The following is a 21,446-nucleotide window of genomic DNA, read 5'->3' as shown; positions in this document are numbered from 1 at the left end:
GTTTAATTAGAGGGTAAAAACAATTTACATTCTTTTATTGATAAACAAAATAAGATTAAGAGCTGCAACTTAATGCAGAACATCCAACTTTATTACGAGCCCATTCTGGTCGTTTTGCAAACCATTTTTCATGTTTTTCTTGTTCATCATATGGCTTTTTTAATAATTCATATAATTCATCAATTAAATTATAATCACCTTTATTGGCAGCATCAATAGCTAATTGTGCCATGTAATTTCGCAATACATATTTCGGGTTTATAGCATTCATTTTTTCTTTTTTTACTGAATCAGAAAAAGTTTCTTGTTGTAATCTTTTTAAATAACGCTCAAACCAATCTTGCCAATGATTTTTGATTTCATCTTTAACTTCGATAATCGTATAAAATGCGATTTTTATGTTATCGAAAGCAGTTTCAAAAGTATCATCCGAAGAAATTAAGGCTAAATTTCTAAAGAAAATTGTCATATCGGTTTCTGTTAATTGCAACGTTTCTTCTAAACGACCAATTAATTCATAATCATTAGCATCTTCAGAAAATAAACCGATTTTCGAAGTCATCATTTTTAAATATTTCTTTTGATAAATATCAGCATATTCATCTAAAATTTCTTGTAAAGGTGGCGCTTCTTCGATAAGCGGAAACAAGGCATTTGCTAATTGAAACAAATTCCAAATACCAATTTGTGATTGATTTCCGTAGCGATATCGCTTGTGCTGATTATCGGTTGTATTTGGTGTCCAGCCAGCATCGTAGCCTTCTAACCATCCGTAAGGACCGTAATCGATGGTTAATCCGAGGATAGACATATTGTCGGTATTCATAACGCCATGCACAAAACCAACACGTTGCCAATGCACAATCATTTCAATAGTTCGATTTCTTATTTGGGTTAAAAAATCAAGATATTTTTGTTTTCCTTCGGATTTAATTTCAGGATAAAAATTAGCAATCGTATAATCTGCTAACTTTTTTAAAGCAGGATAATTTTTTCTAGATGATAAAATTTCAAAACTTCCAAAACGAATAAAACTTGGAGCTAAACGAGAAACAATTGCACCTTTTTCATAGGCTGCATTTCCGTTGTATAACATATCTCTTAATACATCATCACCCGATAAACTTAACGATAAAGCTCGAGTTGTTGGAACACCTAAATGAAACATTGCTTCGCTACATAAATACTCTCTTACTGATGAGCGTAAAACTGCTAAACCATCGGCAGTTCTTGAATATGGAGTTTCTCCAGCACCTTTTAATTGTATTGCCCAGCGTTTTTTGTTGTGTACAACTTCGGTTAAATTGATAGCTCTACCATCGCCTAATTGTCCTGCCCAATTTCCAAATTGATGTCCGCCATAACACATCGCAAATGGATGCGTGTTTTCTAAGACTTTATTTCCTGTAAAAATGTTTACAAAATCTTCTGATTTTGCATCTTCTTTAGTTAATCCAATTGCAGTTAACATCTCTTCTGAAACATGAAGTAACTTCGGATTTGCTGTTTTTTTAGGTTCAACAAACGAAAAACAAGCATCTAAAACTTGTCTTCTGGTGTTTTCTAAAATTTTATCGGCAGGTAATTCTTTTGTAAAAGTATCTTGAATGTTAAGCTTCATTTGTGTTTGGATAAATGGATTGACAAAATTACGGTAAATTACTTTAATTTATGAGCATGCAATTTTCGAAGTGTTGCTAATTTTGGCGAAATAACAAAACTACAATAACCTTGTGTTTGGTTTTGTTTGTAATAATTTTGATGTGCTATTTCTGCCTGATAAAAAATAGTATATGGGCTAACTTCTGTAACAATTTTATCTTCATAAAAAGGAGCAACTTGTGTTAAAACAATTTCTGAAATTTCTTTTTGAGTTTCATTATGATAAAAAATTACAGAACGATATTCTGTTCCTTTATCCGCCCCTTGCTGATTTAAGGTTGTCGGATTGTGAGTGGTCATAAAAATGATTAAAATATCTTGATATGAAATAATATCAGCATCAAAAGTAAGTTGAATTACTTCGGCATGTCCTGTTAATCCGCTACAAACTTCTCTATATGTTGGATGTCCAGGAACATTTCCGCCAGCATATCCAGAAACCACTTTTTCAATACCTTTTACTTCCTGAAAAACGGCTTCTGTACACCAAAAACATCCACCGCCTAAGATGGCTATTTGTATATTTTTACTTGTCATTAATTGATTTTTTTAATTTTTATCTAAAATCATTGATTCCGAATTGATGCAATATCTTAAACCACTAGGTTCAGGTCCATCAGGAAAAACGTGTCCTAAATGTGCATCACAACTATTGCATAAAACCTCTACACGTACCATTCCAAAAGTACTATCTCTATGATATTTAATGGCATTTTCGGCAATTGGTTGTGTAAAACTTGGCCATCCTGAGCTTGAATCAAATTTAATAGTAGCATCAAATAAAGGTGTGTCACAACAAGTACAATTGTATTTTCCTTGATCATAAGAAGTACACAATTCTCCAGAAAAAGGACGTTCAGTTCCTTTTAAACGGGTAATTCTGAATTGTTCATCAGTTAATAATTCTTTCCATTGAGTTTCGGTTTTTTCAACTCTTTTTATAGGTGTTGGGTTTTCGTTTACTGCAAAGTGAATAATATTTTTCCAAGTAAGCATATTAAAATATTTTGGTGGTTAATTGTAGTTTTTATAAAATAATAGTCGTTTTAAACACGTCAAAATTACAACTAATAAGAGTAGAATAATATGCTTAATTTAGCAAAAAATATTTTTGATGGAAAATTTATTAATTGAAGCTGAAAATTTTGTTATTACGCTATTAAATGAAAAATTAGATACTTCATTTATATATCATAATGTATTTCATACCCAACGAGTAGTAGTAAAAACGAAAGAATTAATAAAAGAAGCAAAATTAACAGTTGAATCATCAAATAGTTTATTGTTCGCAGCATGGTTTCATGATACAGGTTATACAGAATCCATCGAAAATCATGAGGAAGAAAGTGTTAAAATAGCAACAGTTTTTTTGAAAGATAAAGGCGTTTCTCAAGCTGTTATTTCAGAAGTTTCACAGTTGATTTTAGCAACAAAAATTTGTGAAAAACCTGTAACCAAGTTAGAAAAAATAATTAAAGATGCTGATTGCGCTCATTTAGGAAGTAAAAATTTTAGTGATTACACCTTGTTATTAAGAAAAGAGTGGGAGTTAACTAAGCAACAGGTTGTTTCTGATAAAAAATGGCTAGAAGATAATATTCAATTCTTAACAAAACATCGTTTTTATACCGATTTTGCAGTTAAAAATTGGAGTAAAATAGCATCTAAAAATTTAGCTGAATTATTAAAAAATCAGCAAAAATTACAACAAGAAAATAAGAAATTACAACATAAAAAAGAAGAACTAGCTTTTAAGAAAAATAAAGTAGAATTACCAGAAAGAGGTATTGAAACGATGTTTCGTGTGGCACTTCGAAATCATATTACTTTAAGCGATATTGCCGATACCAAGGCAAATATTTTGTTATCAGTAAATGCTATTATTATTTCGATGAGTTTATCGACTTTAATTCCAAAATTAGACAATCCGACGAATCATTATTTAATTATTCCGTCGTTAATTTTTATATTGTTTACCGTGGCTTCTATTATTTTATCGATAATTGCCACCCGACCAAATGTAACGCAAGGCAAGTTTACCAAAGAAGATGTTGCAAATAAGAAAGTAAATTTATTATTCTTCGGAAATTTCCATCAAATGAATTTACCCGATTTTGAATGGGCAATGCACGAAATGATGAAAGATCGTGATTATTTATACGGTTCATTAACCAAAGATTTATACTTTTTAGGCTTGGTTTTAAACCGAAAATATAAATTATTACGCGTAACCTACACTGTTTTTATGATTGGTATTATTGTAAGTGTACTTGCTTTTGCTATAGCTTTTCAATTGCAAGAAATGAAAATAATGATCTAATTTATTGTTACTTTAAGACTTAAATTCACTCATTAAAGCATCAATAGTAATGGTTTTTTTAACGTCAAAATCAGATTGATAAATAACTGATACACGGAGCGCTTTTAAACCTGAAACTCCTTGTAAATCTTCTAATTCTAGCATTTCAACCTTGCCTAATAAGTTTTTAGATTGCAGGTATTTAATATATTTTGAATATTCTTTGGCATCTTTATCTTGTGAATACACAATGGCAATTTTTCCAGGAATAGTAAGGCGTTCTTTAGTGTTTTTTAAATGTATTTTGTCAATTCTTTTTTTAATAATTTCATAGCGAATATTATACGCACCATCAACATCAAATTGTTTTTCATCCATTCTAAATTTAATAGACAAAGGCGTGCTATGAACTAAAATTAACGATGCAACTTGTAAATCATGCGTCATAAATTTACGAGCCGTATTTGCCACATTTTCCATTTCGCACATTATTTGCAATTGCCATAATCGAAGGTTGTACAAATACACTTCATCAAATTTTTTGGCTTTGGTTAAAGACTGCCCGATGTACATATTATATTCGAGACCATCAGTTTTATAGCGTTCAAAATAATGCGGAAACATTGCTTGAGCCTCCTCTTGCTTACAATCAATAAAAGTGGCCAATTTATCATTTAATAAAGTAACGCTTTGCTCGTAAGCTTTGCGTTTTTCATATACAACATGTAAATTACTATCTAACCGAGTCATGTAGGTATTTACAATGGTTTTTAAGTTGTTGTTAATTTCTTTGATATGCTTAAAAACAGGATAAATTTCGAGCTTTAAAAAATCTAAAATCCCAATTTCATCACCTGATTTTAAACCGGTAACGACCTCTTTTAAATAGCCATTTACCCGAAACATTAATTCATTATAAATAGGCATTTTTTCAGAAACACAGGCTTGTTTTAAAACCGAAATTGCCAAGGTGAGTTGGGTTGTTAAATCATCTTTAATGGCATTGTTTCTTGCCGATGAAGACCCTTTTATGTCAGACTGTCCATATAAAGGATACACGTCTTTAAATACAATTTGTTCAATTTTTACGGCTTCTTTTTCTAGGTAAATATCTGCTTGATATTGTTCTGCTGCCTCGTAAAATTTCCACTTTACAGTTTCGTGTAATGCCGTATAATGTTCTTGTATAGTAGCCTCTAAAACATTTAAAAACTCTTCAGACGACCGATTAATAGCGGCTTTAAAAACAGGAATAATATCCTGTAATTTTTGTTGATTCACAGAATTTAATTCGTAGGCTTTTGGAGCCGTTATTTCTAGCAGGGCTAAGTTATTATTAGCACTTGCTTTAATAGGAATAAGCAATATACTTCCAATGTTTTTGTTTTTTAAGCGTTGAGAAAAATCATTATCATTTGAAGCACTTCGGTAATGTTGCGCATCAGAAATAGCGACAATTTTTTGTTCTTTAAAAACCTTGGTAATTATATGGTTGCAAAAAAAAGTAGTACAATCTATCTTTTTTTCACCCTTTAGTAAAATAAGACTTTTAGAGCGTTTAATATGCGTAGATTGTAGCGATAAACTAGTACTGTTAAACACTGAAAAACCAACTTTTAAGCCTTTTATATTAAACAATTCACTTAAATCTTTGCGTAGTTTTTGAATAATATTTCCATCATCTTTTTGCAACAACGTTGTTCTAATTGACGATATATTTTCATCGGCAGTAACATCAAACAAATTCATAATTCCAAAGCCTTTAAAAATATAGCTGTTTGGCGGAAATTTCTCTTTCCAAACGGCAATATTATCATAATTATTTAAAAGCGTTTTAATATCTTCTTCGGTAATTTTGGGTGCATTTTCACTAGGTGTAATTTCCATAAAATCAGCATTAAAAGCTACTCTGTAATGCTTTATAATATCTAGTTTTTTATCAGGAATATCAAAATAAAAAGGACGTTTTAAATCAATCGGATAGTTATAAACCATATTTAAAATAAAAGTACACGCCATAATATACATTTTATCATTTTCAAAATCTCGAACTTTTAAAACATAGTCTTCTCCAGCATTTTCGAGAATATTTTTAAGCCGTTTTGTAAATTTAAATGAAGTAAAAGAAAACGGAATTGTGGCAGCCTTAATTTCATTTAAAGTTAGCATTTCAGGAAACAAAGCCTCTAGTAATACGGCAATAATATCCTCATGTTTATCAAGTAAGCAAAGGTCAGAAAAACCATTAATAAGCTCAGGATATTTGTTCACTTTTGCAATAATTAGCCTTGCCGAAGCATTAAAAGGATGCTCGGTATCATTGGCATATACCTTAAGCCGATCATATATTTTTTCAAAACTAATATTTAGCTGCAAAGGCAAATCAATATCTTTAAAAGCAGCTATTTTTCTAATTTCCATGAAATCATTTTCTTAAATCTATTGCAAATTTACGAAATGCTAATCAATTATTTTTTTTGAAGCAATTTCCCGCTTTCCGCACTCGCTTTTTTTTGAAGAAAAATCAAAAAAAGAGCTCAAACAACTGCGTCAATCGGGGCTAGGCATTGTTACTAATTTAGTGTATTTAAAGTTTACTTGTTTATTTATAACCTGTTTAAATTTCATCTGAAAAAAAATAAGCACAAAAAAACAAGAAATTGAATCCGTTAACCTGATTTGCGGTAGTATCAAAAATAAGCATAAAAAAAAAGTAGCTTTTCAAAAAATGAAAAACTACTTTTTTTAGTGTTTTAAAAGAACCTTATTTCTGTCTAAAATAAATAATAATAGGAACCCCATTAAAATTATAATGCTGACGTAATTGATTTTCTAAATAACGTCTGTACGGGTCTCTAACATACTGCGGTAAATTTGCGAAAAATGCAAACTGTGGCGTGTAAGTAGGTAACTGCATACAGTATTTAATTTTGATGTATTTACCTTTAATTGCAGGTGGCGGATTTTGTTCTAAAATCTCTAACATCGTTTCGTTTAACTTACTTGTTTGAATACGACGTTTTCTGTTTTCAAAAACTTCAACAGCTGTTTCAATAGCTTTAAAAATACGTTGTTTTGTTAAAACCGAAGTAAATACAATTGGCACATCACTAAAAGGTGAAATTTGCTGTCTTATTTTCGCTTCAAAGTCACGCATAGTATTGGTTTCTTTTTCTACCAAATCCCACTTGTTAACAAGTATCACGACTCCTTTTTTATTCTTTTCAGCTAGCCAAAATATCTTTTCATCTTGCCCTTCAAAATCACGTGTTGCATCTACTACTAAAATGGCAACATCACAATGTTCAATGGCACGAACGGCACGCATTACAGAATAAAATTCTAAATCTTCTTTTACTTTTGATTTTTTACGAATTCCAGCAGTATCTACTAAGTTAAATTCAAAACCAAAACGATTGTATTTTGTATCAATAGAATCACGCGTTGTACCAGCAATATTAGTTACGATATTTCTATCTTCACCAATTAAAGCATTAATAAACGACGATTTTCCTGCATTCGGACGTCCTACAATTGCAAAACGAGGAAGCTCATTTTGTTCTTCTTCTTCTTCAAAAGGAATTTCTTCAGCAACAGCGTCTAATAATTCACCTGTTCCACTACCATTTATTGATGAAATGGTATGATATCCTCCTAAACCAAGATTGTAAAACTCTACTGCATCTGCATCACGCATTGCATTATCTACCTTGTTAACTGCCATAATAATAGGCTTTTTAACTTGGCGTAATATTTTTGCAACTTCGTCATCCATAGGGGTAATCCCTTGTTCAACATCAACAACAAAAATAATGATATCAGCCTCTTCAATGGCTAACTGTACTTGTTTACGTATTTCTCCTTCAAAAATATCATCAGAACCGACAACATATCCACCAGTATCAATTACCGAAAATTCCTTTCCGTTCCATTCAGATTTTCCGTAATGTCTATCTCTAGTTACTCCACTTACAGAATCAACAATCGCTTCACGACGTTGTACTAAACGATTAAATAAAGTGGACTTACCTACATTCGGTCTTCCAACAATGGCTACAATACTACTCATTACACTAAAATTTTTGCAAAGATACAACTTACACAACTAAGTTTCAGTGGAATTTTAAAGAGTATCGTATTTTTAGTACATTGTGGCACAATAACTTTTAAACGCTCTTATATAATATGGATGATCAATTATACAATCAAATTTTTTTAAAGCCCCGGTTTCAAATTGATTTCGAAATGAATTCAGCAGTGTTACTCGATGAAATTAAACAGCATTTATCTGACGAGCCAGCTTATAAAATGAGGGTAATAGACCAACATGTAATTATTGACATACCATTAAAAGAGGCTCATTTTTGGTCGCCTCAATTGCAGTTAGAAGTAGAAGAATTAACAGCAACAACATCAAAAATAAAAGGATTATTCGGACCGAAACCACAAGTTTGGACCTTTTTTATGTTTTTACATTTTATAGTAGCATTCGCCTTTTTAATTTTTGGAATTATGGCGTATAGTAATTGGTCGTTAAAAAGAATAGCAATACTACCCATAGTAATGTTGGTGGTTTTACCAATTATATGGGTAGCGCTTTATTTTGTAGGAAGCCTAGGAAAGGCAACAGGTAAAAAGCAAATGAATGCTTTAAAAAAATTCACCAAAGCATTATTAATAAAAATAAATTAGTCTTTATAACCAAAGCGTTTTAACTGTTTGTCGTTAGAACGCCAGTTTTTATTTACTTTAACGTATAATTCTAAAAACACTTTTTTATCAAAAAACACTTCTAAATCTTTACGAGACTCTGTTCCAACACGTTTAAGAGCCGATCCTTTATGCCCAATAATAATACCTTTTTGAGTTTCACGTTCTACCATAATAATCGAACGAATTTTAATAATATTTTCCTCTTCAAAAAACTCTTCTGTTTCTACTTCTATAGCGTACGGAATTTCTTTTTTATAGTGCGTTAATATTTTCTCACGTATTTTTTCATTTACAAAAAAACGTTCTGGTTTATCTGTTAATTGATCCTTCGGATAAAAAGCAGGACCTTCTGGAAGTAATTCTATAATTTTAGTAAAAACAGCATCTACATTAAATTTTTCTAATGCCGAAATTACATATACAAAAGCATTAGGCACTTTGTTTTTCCAATATTCTATTTTTTCTTCAACCTCTTCTTGCGATGATTTGTCAATTTTATTTAATAATAAAATTACAGGAATTTCACTGTGGATAATTCGTTTAAAAAAGGCTTCATTTTTAAGTTCTTTTTCGCCAACTTCCACCATATAAATTAAGACATCCGCATCATCAAAAGCTGCTTTTACAAAATCCATCATAGAATTTTGTAATTCATAAGCAGGTTTTAAAATTCCTGGAGTATCAGAAAAAACAACTTGATGATTTTCATCATTTACAATTCCTAAAATACGATGCCTAGTGGTTTGGGCTTTAGCCGTAATAATTGATAATTTTTCACCAACTAATGCGTTCATTAAAGTTGATTTCCCAACATTTGGGTTTCCGATGATGTTTACAAATCCTGATTTATGTGTCATTCGGCAAAGATAAGCTGTTTAAATTAGAAATTAATTTTTTTATAGTGCTGTTATTGTAGTAGTTAGAAATTTTTCTATTTAAAAGTTAATTTTATTAGGGTAGATAGAATAAAAGAACGTATCTTTGCACTCGAAATCGCGGGATAGAGCAGTAGGTAGCTCGTCGGGCTCATAACCCGAAGGTCACTGGTTCGAGTCCAGTTCCCGCTACTAAGCCAAAAGCTTCACAGAAATGTGAAGCTTTTTTTGTGTTTGAAAATAAAATAAATAAAAAACACATTTTATTTGGTGGGTATGCTAAAAGGTTGTAGTTTTGCACTCGAAATCGCGGGATAGAGCAGTAGGTAGCTCGTCGGGCTCATAACCCGAAGGTCACTGGTTCGAGTCCAGTTCCCGCTACTAAGCCAAAAGCTTCACAGAAATGTGAAGCTTTTTTTGTGCTCGAAAATTAAAATTAAAAATATCAGTATTTTATTTGGTAGGTAAGATAAAAGCTTGTATATTTGCACCCACAAATCGCGGGATAGAGCAGTAGGTAGCTCGTCGGGCTCATAACCCGAAGGTCACTGGTTCGAGTCCAGTTCCCGCTACTACTAAAAAGAGTAATCAGAAATGATTACTCTTTTTTTTTTGTTAAAATTTCAAAATTACAGCAAATTTTTTTTTGATGTAATCGTATTTGATGTAGAAAGGTGTTATTTTTACGAAAAATATAGAATAAAACCATTAATCATATAATAATGAGTAAATTACTAACAGTTTTAAGCTTTCTATTAAGTTTTGTTTCTTACGGGCAACTGGATAATCCTGTAAAATGGACTACAAGTGTAGAAAAAATTTCAGAAAAAGAAAGTGAATTAATAGTAGTAGCAACTTTAGATGAAGAGTGGCATATTTACTCTCAACAAATAGCGAATGGTGGGCCAATACCCACTTTATTTTCTTTCACAGGAGATCAGCGTTATTTAAAACAAGGAATAACAAAAGAAGGCGCAGGACAAGTTATAGATGATGAAATATTTGAAATGCGTATTAAATATTTTGACAATACAGCCGTATTTACACAGCGAATTCGATTAAAAACCAATGAAAAATTTGTTATAAAAGGAACTGTTGAATATATGGTTTGCTCAAATGAAACTTGTTTTCCGCCAGAGGAAGTAACTTTATCTTTTAAAATTAATTAAAAACCCCCAAATAAATTTCGATGAAAAAAAACCACATACTACTATTTATTTTATTGATAACCATATCAGTAAAAGGTCAAATATTTAATCCTATTCAATGGAAGACCAAAGTCGAAAAAATATCCGATTCTAATTATAAATTAATAACTCAAGCGACCATCAAAGAAGGGTGGAGTTTGTACTCGCAAGACGTACCTAAAGCAGGGCCAATTCCGACCACTTTTTTTTATCAAGAAAAAGAAAATAATATTAAATTAATCGGAAAAACTAAAGAGCCTAAAGGTAAAACTAAATTTACAAAATTGTTTAATGAGCAAGGAATGACTATTAAGTCATTTGCGTATAAAGCTGTTTTTGAACAAAAAATTGAGTTAATCGACTCAAAAACAACTAAAATTAATGCTTTTGTTGAATTTATTGCCTGTACAGATGAGCAGTGTTTACCTCCAAAAGAACTTGATTTAGTTTTTGATATCAGTAAGGCTGTTTCTGTAAAATCAGTTGCTAAAGATAAAACGAAGAAAGATAAAAAAGGAATGATAGCTATCTTTTTTATCGCTTTTTTATCAGGGTTTGCAGCCTTGTTAACTCCCTGTGTTTTTCCAATGATTCCGATGACGGTAAGCTTTTTTACCAAACAAAGTAAAAGCAAGGCACAAGGAATTAAAAATGCCATCATTTATGGAGTATCAATAATTGGAATATACGTATTATTAGGAACCGTAGTAACGGGTATTTTTGGGGCGGATGCTTTAAATGCGCTTTCTACCAATGTTTGGTTTAACGTTGTTTTCTTCTTAATATTAGTAGTTTTTGCTACATCATTTTTAGGCGCTTTTGAAATTACCTTACCAAGTTCTTGGGCTACAAAAGTAGATTCTCAAGCCGATAGAGGTGGTTTAATAGGAATCTTTTTTATGGCATTAGCCTTAGCAATTGTATCATTTTCATGCACCGGACCAATTGTAGGAACATTATTAGTTGAGTCAGCATCAAAAGGAGGAATTGCACCTATTGTAGGGATGTTAGGTTTTTCATCAGCGATTGCTTTGCCATTTGCACTGTTTGCAGCATTTCCAGGTTGGTTAAATTCGTTACCAAAATCGGGAGGTTGGTTAAATACGGTAAAAGTAGTTCTAGGATTTTTAGAACTAGCTTTGGCGTTTAAATTTTTATCAAATGCCGATTTAGTATTGCAATTACATATTTTTGAAAGAGAAGTTTTTATTGCTATTTGGATTGCCATATTTGGTGCTTTAGCATTGTATTTGTTAGGGAAAATTCAATTACCGCACGACAGCCCACAAAATCATATATCAGTAGGAAGATTGTTTTTAGGACTAATCGTAGGAGCTTTTACCGTATATATGTTGCCAGGTTTATGGGGAGCACCTTTAAATTTAATCAGCGCTTTTCCACCACCACAACATTATAGTGAATCGCCATATGGAGTAGGGTTTACTAAGAAAAGTACCGCATTAGTTTCAATGGGTAAGGTTGAAAAAATACCTACAGGTTTGCCCGAAGGAGCACATATAATGCCTCCACACGATATTATTTCATTCCATGATTACGACAAAGGATTGGCATATGCTAAAAAAGTAGGAAAGCCCGTAATGATAGATTTTACAGGACATGCCTGCGTAAATTGCCGTAAAATGGAACAGAATGTTTGGGTAAAACCCAATGTTTTAGATGTCTTAAAAAACAACGTAGTTTTAATTTCTTTATATGTTGATGATAAAAGAAAGTTAAAAGAGGATGAAATTGTAGATTCGAAGTTAAACCCTGGTAAAAAATTAAAATATATTGGGCAAAAATGGAGCGAATTACAAACTATAAAATACAAAGCAAATACGCAACCTTTTTATGTATTAATGGGGCATGATGAAGCTAATTTAATCGATCCAGCTTCTTATACACCCGATGCTACTGAGTATTACAATTGGTTACAAAAAGGGATTTCAAACTTTAAAAAATAGTGAAATTCGCAAAATAAAATAGCTAATTAATATTTTTCAAAACAGTATAAAATCAAAAAACACTTTAGAGCTTTCTAAAGTGTTTTTTTGTGATAATTTTATTTATCAATATAAAAATAAGCTTATTTTAATTATTTCAAAGGATATAATTTTACATCTTTCCCTAACCAAGCTTGTAATTTTGCGTAAATTTTTTGTTGATCTTTATCAGAAAAACTTTTAATTCTCGTTAAGTGTGAACCTCCTTCTAAAACCATTTTCAAAGCATCAACGCCTTTTTTTGGTGTTGGTCCACAAGCCGCCCAAGGGTCGTAAGCTCCCTGAATATATAAAATATTACTTCCTTTAGTTTCTACATAATTACGTACTTCTTTTATGTACGCAGGATTATAGGTTAAATCTACATTTTTAGGTGCAAACCTACTATTTGTACTGCTTTTAACTACTTTTAATAAATCTTTTACAGGCGCTAAATCAAAACCGTAATAGCCTAATTCTCTCATATGTTGATAAAAAGAAGGCAAGTAATTTTTAAACCCTGCATCGTTGTAAACATGAACACCAGAAATTTTAATCAAATACTTAAATAATTCTTCTGATGATGCCTCTTTTGTAGGTACATCTTCACATTTTCCGCTACCCCATTGCCAGAAAGAAAAAGGAAATTCTAACACGGCATATTCTAAGGTTTCTTCTAAAGGAACTTGGGTAAAACTCATCTTGTTTTTAGCCGCATAAGTCGCTAATAATTTTAAGATATCCGCTCTTTTTTCTAAAACAGTTCTTTGAAAAGTTTTAATACTCGCTCTACAAGCATCGCTACCAACCGAGTTGATTAAATCATTGGTTCTAGGGTCTTCTAAGGTGTTAATTAATGGAGCAACATAAGGCACAGTAACATCAATATCTTTCGGATATTTAGCCTTGTAAATTAAGGTAGTTTCTCCTCCTTTACTAATTCCTGACGATAACCATTTACCACTATAAACACTTTTTAATTTGGTTACAATAGTATGATAATCTTCAATAGCATTATCGTTTGTTAAATGTTTCCAAGGAATAGAACCGGGTCTTGATTTCCCATACATTCTGTACTCTACAATTACTTGATTTGCTTTAAAAACCTTACTTAATTCCGTGGTTCTATTTCTAGAAGAATAACCATCAGTAATTAAAACCGTTGGGCTGTTGTAGTTGGCATGTGAAACATACATATAATGATCAAAAGTTCCTTCGGATGGATTTTTAGGATCTAAATTTTGCTTTAAAACCACTTTGTAAGCCTCCGTAAAATGATCTTTAGCTTCAATAGAATCTATCTGGGCTTTTGGAAATGTACTTTGTAATTTTTCTTTAAATGATACGATTTTGTTTTCCGTAGCTGTTTTACACGATGCAAAAACGGCTAAAGATACAAGAATAAATAACTGTAAATTTTTCACTTTATATATGTTTTTTGCTAAAAATACAGGCTTTATGGTATTTGTTATGGTATTATTTTAACAAGTTTACGGCTTATATTAGTCTGTCTATAGATAAAATATGTAAAAGTTTTTATAAATAGTTATTTTAGAGCATGGAAAAAATCATTCAAATAGATAGTAATTATATAGAAAATAACACTAATTTTTCAGCACTTATTACTGAATTAAAAGCCGCTTTTTCTTCGCAAGAAACCCTTGTTCCGATGCGTCATCATCACGATTTTGCAAACCCAGCAGTTAATGCAGATTCTACCTTATTATTAATGCCAGCATGGAACCCTAGTAAAAATGCGGGGGTAAAAATAGTAACAGTAAGCCCCGAAAATAGTCAATTCGATTTGCCTTCAATCAACGGAACTTATATTTATTTAGATGCTGTTAAAGGAACAATTAAAGCCATTTTAGAAGCCAAAAATTTAACAGTAAAACGTACCGCATCGGCATCAGCATTGGCATCTTCTTTTTTATCCAAAGAAAATTCTTCGTCATTATTAATGATAGGAACAGGTGCTTTATCTGTTAATTTAATCAAAGCACACGCCTCGGTTCGTCCGATTAAAAACGTGTTTATTTGGGGACGTAATTTCAGCAAAGCACAAGCAATTTGTGAGGAGCTTCAAAATGAAAATTTCACGATAACTGCCGTTCAAACTATTGAAGAAAAAATATCGGAAGTTGATATTATTTCGTGTGCAACGTTGTCAAAAACGCCGTTAGTTTTAGGAAAATATTTAAAAGCTGGGCAACATGTTGATTTAGTCGGAGCCTATAAAAAAGATATGCGTGAAGCGGATGACCAAGTGATTAAAAAAGGGTCGGTTTATATTGATACTTTTCAAGGTGGATTAAAAGAAAGTGGCGATATTTTTATCCCGTTACAAACAGGAATTTTAAAAGAAGAAGATATTAAAGCTGATTTATTTCAATTGTGTTCATCTCAAGAAATATCAGAAGGAATATCAGAAGGAATAGTAGGGAAAAAAGGACGTGAAAATGAGGATGAAATTACCGTTTTTAAATCCGTAGGACACGCTTTAGAAGATTTAACGGCTGCAAATTATTTCTATAATCAATATACAAATCAGTAAAAAATCCTGTAAATCAATATTCGTGTAAAACAAGTAAGAAATAGGCAATAATTAGTGATAAATCAGCAAAAAAGCAGCGAAAATGAGTAAAACATATCAAAATATACTTTCAAAAACAACTTTTAAGCCAAACGAAAATTGGTTGCAAATTAAAACAATCGACATGCACACAGGCGGAGAACCCTTGCGTGTAATTGTTGATGGATTTCCTGAATTAAAAGGGAATTCTGTTTTAGAATACAGACGTTATTGCAAAGAAAATTATGATAATTTACGAACCGCTTTAATGTTTGAACCTCGTGGACATCCTGATATGTACGGCTGTATTTTACTGCCTCCAAATCCGAAAGAAAACAATCAAAATAAGGAAGAAATAGGCGATTTTGGCATTATATTTCTTCATAATGAAGGCTATTCAACCATGTGCGGTCATGCGATTATAGCTATTTCTACTTTGGCTGTTGAAATGAATTGGATTGAAGTAAAAGAAGGCGAAAATATTTTAAAAATTGATGCGCCTTGCGGACGAATTACCTCGTTTGCGAACGTAAAAAATGGCAAAGTAACAGGTGTTCGTTTTCATTGTGTACCGAGTTTTGTGGTTGGTTTAGACAAAACCGTTGAAGTTGAAGGTTTAGGAACTGTAACCTACGATTTAGCTTACGGCGGTGCTTTTTATGCCTATGTTGATATGGCAAAAAACAATTTTAATTTTGATTTAAGTAGCAATTCGTATCGTGATTTAATTGCCAACGGAATGAAAATAAAACATGCCGTAATGCAAAATGATTCTGAAATTATACATCCTTTAGAAGCCGATTTGAGCTTTTTATACGGAACTATTTTTATTGATAATAACAAACAACCTTCAGGAAATGACAGTAGAAATGTCTGTATTTTTGCCGAAGGAGAAGTAGATCGTTGCCCAACAGGTTCGGGAGTTTCAGGAAGAATGGCAATTCATAAAAAAAGAAACGAAATTGATTTTAATCAAACCATGAGTATCGAGAGTATTACCGATTCGGTATTTATTGGTTCGGTGGTTTCGCAAGCAAAATATGGTTCTTTTAACGCCGTAATTCCGCAGGTATCAGGAACGGCATATATTACAGGAATGAATACCTTTGTAATCGACCCAAACGACCCGATGAAAGATGGATTTATTCTTAGATAATTCTTAGGTAATTTTAAATAATTTTGGCTGATTTCGGCTAATCTTTAAAAATAAAATATTTTTTCTTCGGATAAAAAAACAGCATCTCTAATTATAGTTTTATAAAAAATAATTATGAATTACAATCAAATAAAAATAGCAATTCAACAAGCAGAAGAAATTCTTTTAAAAACCTATAATATTAAAGGAACAGCTTCTGAATTACCTGGCGAATTAGATTTTAATTTCAGAATAAAAACACCCAATTCAGAAGGCTATATTTTAAAAATTTCTCGTCCTAATGAAGAAGAGAATTATTTGGATTTTCAACAGAAATTATTACAATATGTTGCCGAAAATAATGCTGAAATTATTGCTCCAAAAGTTATAAAAGATATTGAAGGAAACGTAATTTCAACGATAATTGACGCTTTCGGAAATACTCGAAAAGTACGTTTATTAAGTTGGATTTCTGGGCGAGTTTGGTCGTCTGTAAATCCGCAATTAGATAGTTTGCGTTTTAGTTTGGGCGAGCAATGCGGACTTTTAACCAAGGCGTTACATGGTTTTGAACATCCGCAGGCAAAAAGAGAATTTGTTTGGGACGTAGCACAATCACTTTGGACAAAAAAGCATATCAATTTATTTGAAAACGAGCAAAAAGAAATCATCAGCTATTTTCAAAACAATTTTGAAAACAATAAAACTAGCTACGATCTTTTACGTAAATCTGTGGTTCATAATGATGCGAATGATAACAATGTAATTGTGTCAAAAGAACTCGTAAATCCAACGGTAAAAGCTGCCATTGATTACGGCGATGCCATTTATACGCAAGTAATTAATGATGTAGCAATTGCCTGCGCCTACGCAGTTATGAAGCATAATGAGCCGTTAGAATCGGCGTTGAGTTTTATAAAAGGCTATCATCAAAATTTCCCTTTACAAGAAAAAGAATTGGCACATTTATACGATGCAATTGCCATGCGATTGGTGATTTCTGTAACAAAATCGGCAATTAATAAAATTGAAGAACCCAACAATAAATATTTGCTGATAAGTGAAAAACCCGCTTGGGAAGTCCTTGAAAAATGGCGTGAAATTCATCCTGATTTTGCAGAATATAATTTTAGAATTGCTTGTGATTTTTCGGCACATCCGAATGAAAAAAAGTTTGAAAATTGGAGTTTACAACATACTTTTTCTTTAGAAAATTTATTTCCAACAGTTCAAAAACAACTTATTTATCCATTAGATTTAAGCGTTTCAAGTACTTGGATTGGGCATGAAAAAGAAGCAAATAATCTAGCACTTTTTCAGTTTAAAATTGATGAATTACAAAAAGAAAATCCTACAAAAATTATTGGTGGTGGTTATTTAGAACCTCGTGTTTTTTATACTGCTGATGCGTATCAAAAAACAGGAAATAACGGAAAAGAAAGCCGAACAATTCATTTAGGAACCGATTTTTGGTTGCCAAAAAACACGGCTGTTCACGCTATTTTAGATGGAGAAGTTGTTATTGCTTCGGATAATCAAGGCGATAAAAATTACGGTGGATTATTGGTGTTAAAACATCAAGCCGATAATTTTGAGTTTTACACATTATACGGGCATAACAGCCCAAAAAGTGTGCAAAAACATACAATAGGCGACCGCATTTTAAAAGGCGAAAAAATTGCAGAACTTGGCGCTGTTTCAGAAAACGGAAATTGGGTTCCTCATTTACATTTTCAAGTATTGCTATCACTTTTTGATTTGAAAACAGATTTTCCAGGCGTGGCATATTTAAAAGAAATAGAGGTTTGGAAAAGTGTTTGCCCAAACCCGAATTTGCTTTTTAAATCTGATGAATTAGCCGAAAATAATACGATTTCAAACAACGATTTAATTAAGTATCGAAAACAACACTTAGGGAAAAGTTTAAGTTTGCAGTACAAAACGCCTATAAAAATGGTGCGTGGCGCAGGGCAATATTTAATCGATCAGTTTGGAAATAAATATTTAGATACCGTAAATAATGTTGCTCACGTTGGGCATGAAAATTATAATGTTGTAAAAGCGGGGCAAAATCAAATGAGTTTAATTAACACAAACTCACGTTATTTACACGAAAACATCAATGAATTAGCCAAAGAACTGATTGAAACGTTACCGCCTGAATTAAATGTGTTGCATTTTGTAAATTCAGGAAGTGAGGCAAATGAATTGGCAATTCGAATGGCAAAAGCCGTTACAGGCGAAAAAGACATTATCGCTAGTGAAATTGGTTACCATGGAAACGCCAATATGTGTATTGATATTTCTTCGTATAAATTTGATGGAAAAGGAGGGAACGGCGCTCCTGAATACACGCAAATATTTCCTTTAGCCGATAGTTTTAGAGGGAAATATAGAGGTGAAAATACCGCAAAAAAATACGCTGAGGAAGTTCAAAAATGTATCGATACCATTCAAGAAAAAGGACGAAATGTAGGTGCTTTTATCATCGAGCCAATTATTAGTTGTGGCGGTCAGGTAGAATTACCAACAGGTTTTTTATCCGAAGCATATCAAAAAATTAGAAAAGTTGACGGCGTTTGTATTTCAGATGAAGTGCAAACAGGTTGCGGAAGAATGGGGAAAACTTTTTGGGGTTTTCAACTTCATAATGTCGTTCCTGACATCGTAACGATCGGTAAACCCTTAGGAAATGGGCATCCAATTGCGGCAGTTGCCTGTACTCAAAAAGTTGCAGATGCATTTGCAAACGGCATGGAATACTTTAATACTTTTGGCGGAAATCCTGTTTCCTGTGCCATTGCAACCGAAGTAATTCGCACGGTAAAGCGCGATAAATTACAAGAAAATGCCTTAGAAGTAGGCGAGTATTTAAAATCCGCATTAAAAGAACTTTCTAACCAATTTCCAATTATTGGCGATGTAAGAGGGCAGGGGTTATTTTTAGGCGTTGAATTTGTAGATTCTCAATTAAATCCACTAGCATCGCAAGCAGATTATGTAGCCGCACGAATGAAAAACCACGGAATTTTAATGAGTACCGATGGCGCCGATCATAATGTCTTAAAAATAAAACCACCGATTATTTTTACCAAAGAAAATGCCGAAGAAGTGCTTTTTTATCTGAAGAAAATAATGAAGGAGGATTTTATGAAGGTTGATTAATGTTATAAAAATAAGAATTATTTGAAGCTATTTCCCGCTTTCCGCACTCGCTTTTTTTTGAAGAAAAATCAAAAAAAGAGCTCAAACAATTGCTACAATCGGGGCTAGGGATTTTAGTTCATTTTTTATTTTTTAGTACTTTTTTGAAAGTGAAATTAGTTTGAGGTGAAAATATCACGTGATATTTTCACCTCAAACTAATTAATTGTTATCTTTGTATAATAACATAAAAAATAAAAAGATGCTTTTAAAATTTTATTTTTCAAACTATAAATCTATTAATCATGAAGTTGAGTTTAATATGTTCGCTGGTAGTTATAAAAGACATTCAAATCACCTTGTGAAATTTCAAAAAAAAGATGTCTTAAGATCAAGTGCGATATATGGAACTAATGGTTCTGGGAAAACGAACATACTCCTTGCTTTATCATTTTTACAAAACTTAATAACTAAAGGTACGCTAGAAGAGAAACCGCTAAATATTCCTGTTTTCAAATTAGCTGATTGTAAAAATAAACCAACAAAATTTGAAATAGATTTTCTTGTAAAAAAAAATAGATTCAATTATAAATTAGAGTTTTTAAATGGATATATAACATCTGAAAGATTAGTGAAAATTTCTGAGAATTCTGAAAAATTAATTTTTAACAGGATAACTTCTGATAATAAAACTAAATTAACAATTAATCCAAATGAAGGTAAGTCAGAAAAAGAAACTTATAGAGAAGAATTTTACTCTGAAGAGTTAAGAAATAATCAAACCTTTTTTAAGGAAGGTATAAATAAAAAGTTAAATGGATTTGATTTGCCTTATTCTTGGTTTGAAAATATTTTAAGATTTATATCATTAGATACTCAATTTGCCGGAATTGCGCATACGTTTCTTACTGATAAAAAATTCTTAGCAGCTTCTAAAGAAATTATATCTAAAGCTAATGTAGGTATATCGGACTTTAAGCTTCTAACGTATTCTAAATTAGAGTTAAAGTCTCTAGGGTATGAGCTTCCAAAAGAAATGGAGCAGATGCTTTTAGGTAAGGATAATTTTGGAGCTGATTTTGAAATAAGTGGAGAATTATTTAGTGCTTTCAAAAATGATAAAAATGAATTAGAATTTGTTAAAATTTCAACAATACATATAGATGATAAAGGTAATGAAGTAGAGTTTAAATTTTCAGAGGAATCAAAAGGTGTTCAAAGATTATTTGAACTTTTACCAGCTATACATAGGACACTTCATAAAGGTAAGGTATTTATAATTGATGAGATTGAAACTAGTTTTCACCCTGTTTTAATCAAAGAAATATTAAAATTATACTTTAAAAATAATCCATCAATGCCTGGGCAAATAATATTTACAACTCACGAATCACATCTTTTAGATTTAGAGTTATTCAGGCAAGATGAAATATGGTTTTGTGAAAAAGCAAAAAATGGAGAAACCCGTCTTTATTCTTTAAGTGAATTTAAACCACGATTTGATAAAGATGTTAGAAAAGGCTACTTAGAAGGGCAATTTAGTTACATCCCTTTTTTAGGGTCTAAAAATCAATTATTATAATGAGAGATGATAATAGAAAAGAGAATATTCAAAATCCAAAAATAGATCTATCTAGTTTTATTTATTCTAATTATAAAGAAATTTTAGCAGTTATTATATTTGTATTCTGTGTCTTAATATTGGCATTTAGTGAAAAAGCATTAACTAGTGAAAAACTATCAACAGTATTGATAACTTCAATATCTGGATCTTTAGGTTTTTTATTTGGGAAAAAAATTTCGTAAAATTTTATACCTACAAATCACAAACCATAAAAAAAACGCAACTCTTAAAAAATAAAGAGTTGCGTTTTTTA

Annotated in this window: 16 protein-coding genes and 3 tRNA genes; 12 read left to right on the top strand and 7 right to left on the bottom strand. The window is 31.6% G+C overall.

Annotation, left to right across the window (positions count from 1 at the left end; genetic code table 11):
* Positions 1–55 precede the first annotated feature (55 nt).
* From AQ1689_RS01765 to msrB, 3 genes are read right to left on the bottom strand one after another with little or no spacing between them, the layout of a single operon-like run.
* Positions 56–1,621 (bottom strand): protein adenylyltransferase SelO, encoded by a 1,566-nt coding sequence (locus tag AQ1689_RS01765; RefSeq protein ID WP_101954996.1) that lies wholly within the window; start codon positions 1,619–1,621, stop codon positions 56–58.
* Between the two features lie 38 nt (positions 1,622–1,659).
* Positions 1,660–2,199 (bottom strand): peptide-methionine (S)-S-oxide reductase MsrA, encoded by a 540-nt coding sequence (msrA, locus tag AQ1689_RS01760; RefSeq protein WP_101954995.1) that lies wholly within the window; start codon positions 2,197–2,199, stop codon positions 1,660–1,662.
* A gap of 12 nt (positions 2,200–2,211) precedes the next feature.
* Positions 2,212–2,658 carry a peptide-methionine (R)-S-oxide reductase MsrB gene (gene msrB / locus AQ1689_RS01755; protein WP_101954994.1) on the bottom strand — a complete coding sequence of 149 codons (447 nt, stop codon included), beginning with the start codon at positions 2,656–2,658 and terminating at the stop codon, positions 2,212–2,214.
* Between the two features lie 118 nt (positions 2,659–2,776).
* Here msrB and AQ1689_RS01750 point away from each other — a divergent pair, with 118 nt between their 5' ends.
* Positions 2,777–3,982 carry a Pycsar system effector family protein gene (locus AQ1689_RS01750; RefSeq protein WP_101954993.1) on the top strand — a complete coding sequence of 402 codons (1,206 nt, stop codon included), beginning with the start codon at positions 2,777–2,779 and terminating at the stop codon, positions 3,980–3,982.
* Between the two features lie 12 nt (positions 3,983–3,994).
* Here the strand turns inward: AQ1689_RS01750 and AQ1689_RS01745 are convergent, their stop codons facing one another.
* Complete coding sequence (locus tag AQ1689_RS01745) at positions 3,995–6,382, bottom strand: GAF domain-containing protein (protein WP_101954992.1); 2,388 nt, start codon at positions 6,380–6,382, stop codon at positions 3,995–3,997.
* Positions 6,383–6,725: 343 nt separating this feature from the next.
* Positions 6,726–8,030 (bottom strand): ribosome biogenesis GTPase Der, encoded by a 1,305-nt coding sequence (gene der, locus AQ1689_RS01740; RefSeq protein ID WP_101914314.1) that lies wholly within the window; start codon positions 8,028–8,030, stop codon positions 6,726–6,728.
* Positions 8,031–8,146: 116 nt separating this feature from the next.
* Here der and AQ1689_RS01735 point away from each other — a divergent pair, with 116 nt between their 5' ends.
* Complete coding sequence (locus AQ1689_RS01735; RefSeq protein WP_101954991.1) at positions 8,147–8,653, top strand: ABC transporter ATP-binding protein; 507 nt, start codon at positions 8,147–8,149, stop codon at positions 8,651–8,653.
* On the opposite strand, the gene era is transcribed toward AQ1689_RS01735, so the two are convergent.
* Positions 8,650–9,531: a GTPase Era gene (gene era / locus AQ1689_RS01730; RefSeq protein ID WP_101954990.1), complete on the bottom strand. Its 882-nt coding sequence runs from the start codon at positions 9,529–9,531 to the stop codon at positions 8,650–8,652. The genes AQ1689_RS01735 and era overlap by 4 nt on opposite strands.
* A gap of 137 nt (positions 9,532–9,668) precedes the next feature.
* On the opposite strand from era, the gene AQ1689_RS01725 reads away from it, so the two are divergent.
* The 5 genes from AQ1689_RS01725 (at position 9,669) to AQ1689_RS01705 (ending at position 12,700) form a co-directional block, all read left to right on the top strand.
* Positions 9,669–9,741, top strand: a tRNA-Met gene (locus AQ1689_RS01725).
* Between the two features lie 116 nt (positions 9,742–9,857).
* Positions 9,858–9,930 (top strand) — tRNA-Met (locus AQ1689_RS01720).
* A gap of 118 nt (positions 9,931–10,048) precedes the next feature.
* Positions 10,049–10,121 (top strand) — tRNA-Met (locus AQ1689_RS01715).
* Between the two features lie 150 nt (positions 10,122–10,271).
* Positions 10,272–10,718, top strand: a complete 447-nt coding sequence (locus AQ1689_RS01710) for a protein-disulfide reductase DsbD domain-containing protein (protein ID WP_101914317.1) — start codon at positions 10,272–10,274, stop codon at positions 10,716–10,718.
* Positions 10,719–10,738: 20 nt separating this feature from the next.
* Positions 10,739–12,700 (top strand): protein-disulfide reductase DsbD family protein, encoded by a 1,962-nt coding sequence (locus AQ1689_RS01705; RefSeq protein WP_101954989.1) that lies wholly within the window; start codon positions 10,739–10,741, stop codon positions 12,698–12,700.
* A gap of 131 nt (positions 12,701–12,831) precedes the next feature.
* On the opposite strand, the gene AQ1689_RS01700 is transcribed toward AQ1689_RS01705, so the two are convergent.
* Complete coding sequence (locus AQ1689_RS01700) at positions 12,832–14,142, bottom strand: S28 family serine protease (RefSeq protein WP_180947517.1); 1,311 nt, start codon at positions 14,140–14,142, stop codon at positions 12,832–12,834.
* A gap of 134 nt (positions 14,143–14,276) precedes the next feature.
* Here AQ1689_RS01700 and lhpI point away from each other — a divergent pair, with 134 nt between their 5' ends.
* The 5 genes from lhpI to AQ1689_RS01675 all read left to right on the top strand — a co-directional run bounded on the left by lhpI (position 14,277) and on the right by AQ1689_RS01675 (position 21,375).
* Positions 14,277–15,272, top strand: coding sequence for a bifunctional Delta(1)-pyrroline-2-carboxylate/Delta(1)-piperideine-2-carboxylate reductase (lhpI, locus tag AQ1689_RS01695; RefSeq protein WP_101954987.1), 996 nt, complete (start codon positions 14,277–14,279; stop codon positions 15,270–15,272).
* An 82-nt stretch (positions 15,273–15,354) separates the two neighbouring features.
* A complete protein-coding gene (locus AQ1689_RS01690) occupies positions 15,355–16,446 on the top strand; it encodes a proline racemase family protein (protein ID WP_101954986.1) in 1,092 nt (363 codons plus the stop codon).
* A 114-nt stretch (positions 16,447–16,560) separates the two neighbouring features.
* Positions 16,561–19,590 carry an aminotransferase class III-fold pyridoxal phosphate-dependent enzyme gene (locus tag AQ1689_RS01685; protein WP_101954985.1) on the top strand — a complete coding sequence of 1,010 codons (3,030 nt, stop codon included), beginning with the start codon at positions 16,561–16,563 and terminating at the stop codon, positions 19,588–19,590.
* A 241-nt stretch (positions 19,591–19,831) separates the two neighbouring features.
* Positions 19,832–21,151 carry an AAA family ATPase gene (locus AQ1689_RS01680; protein WP_101914323.1) on the top strand — a complete coding sequence of 440 codons (1,320 nt, stop codon included), beginning with the start codon at positions 19,832–19,834 and terminating at the stop codon, positions 21,149–21,151.
* Complete coding sequence (locus tag AQ1689_RS01675; RefSeq protein ID WP_101914324.1) at positions 21,151–21,375, top strand: hypothetical protein; 225 nt, start codon at positions 21,151–21,153, stop codon at positions 21,373–21,375. The genes AQ1689_RS01680 and AQ1689_RS01675 overlap by 1 nt, the downstream gene beginning before the upstream one ends.
* The last annotated feature ends 71 nt before the right edge of the window (positions 21,376–21,446 follow it).

The organism is Tenacibaculum finnmarkense (assembly GCF_900239185.1).
GTDB lineage: Bacteria > Bacteroidota > Bacteroidia > Flavobacteriales > Flavobacteriaceae > Polaribacter > Polaribacter finnmarkensis.
Note: the sequence above shows the minus strand (reverse complement) of the source record. Positions and strands in the feature narration are given on the sequence as shown.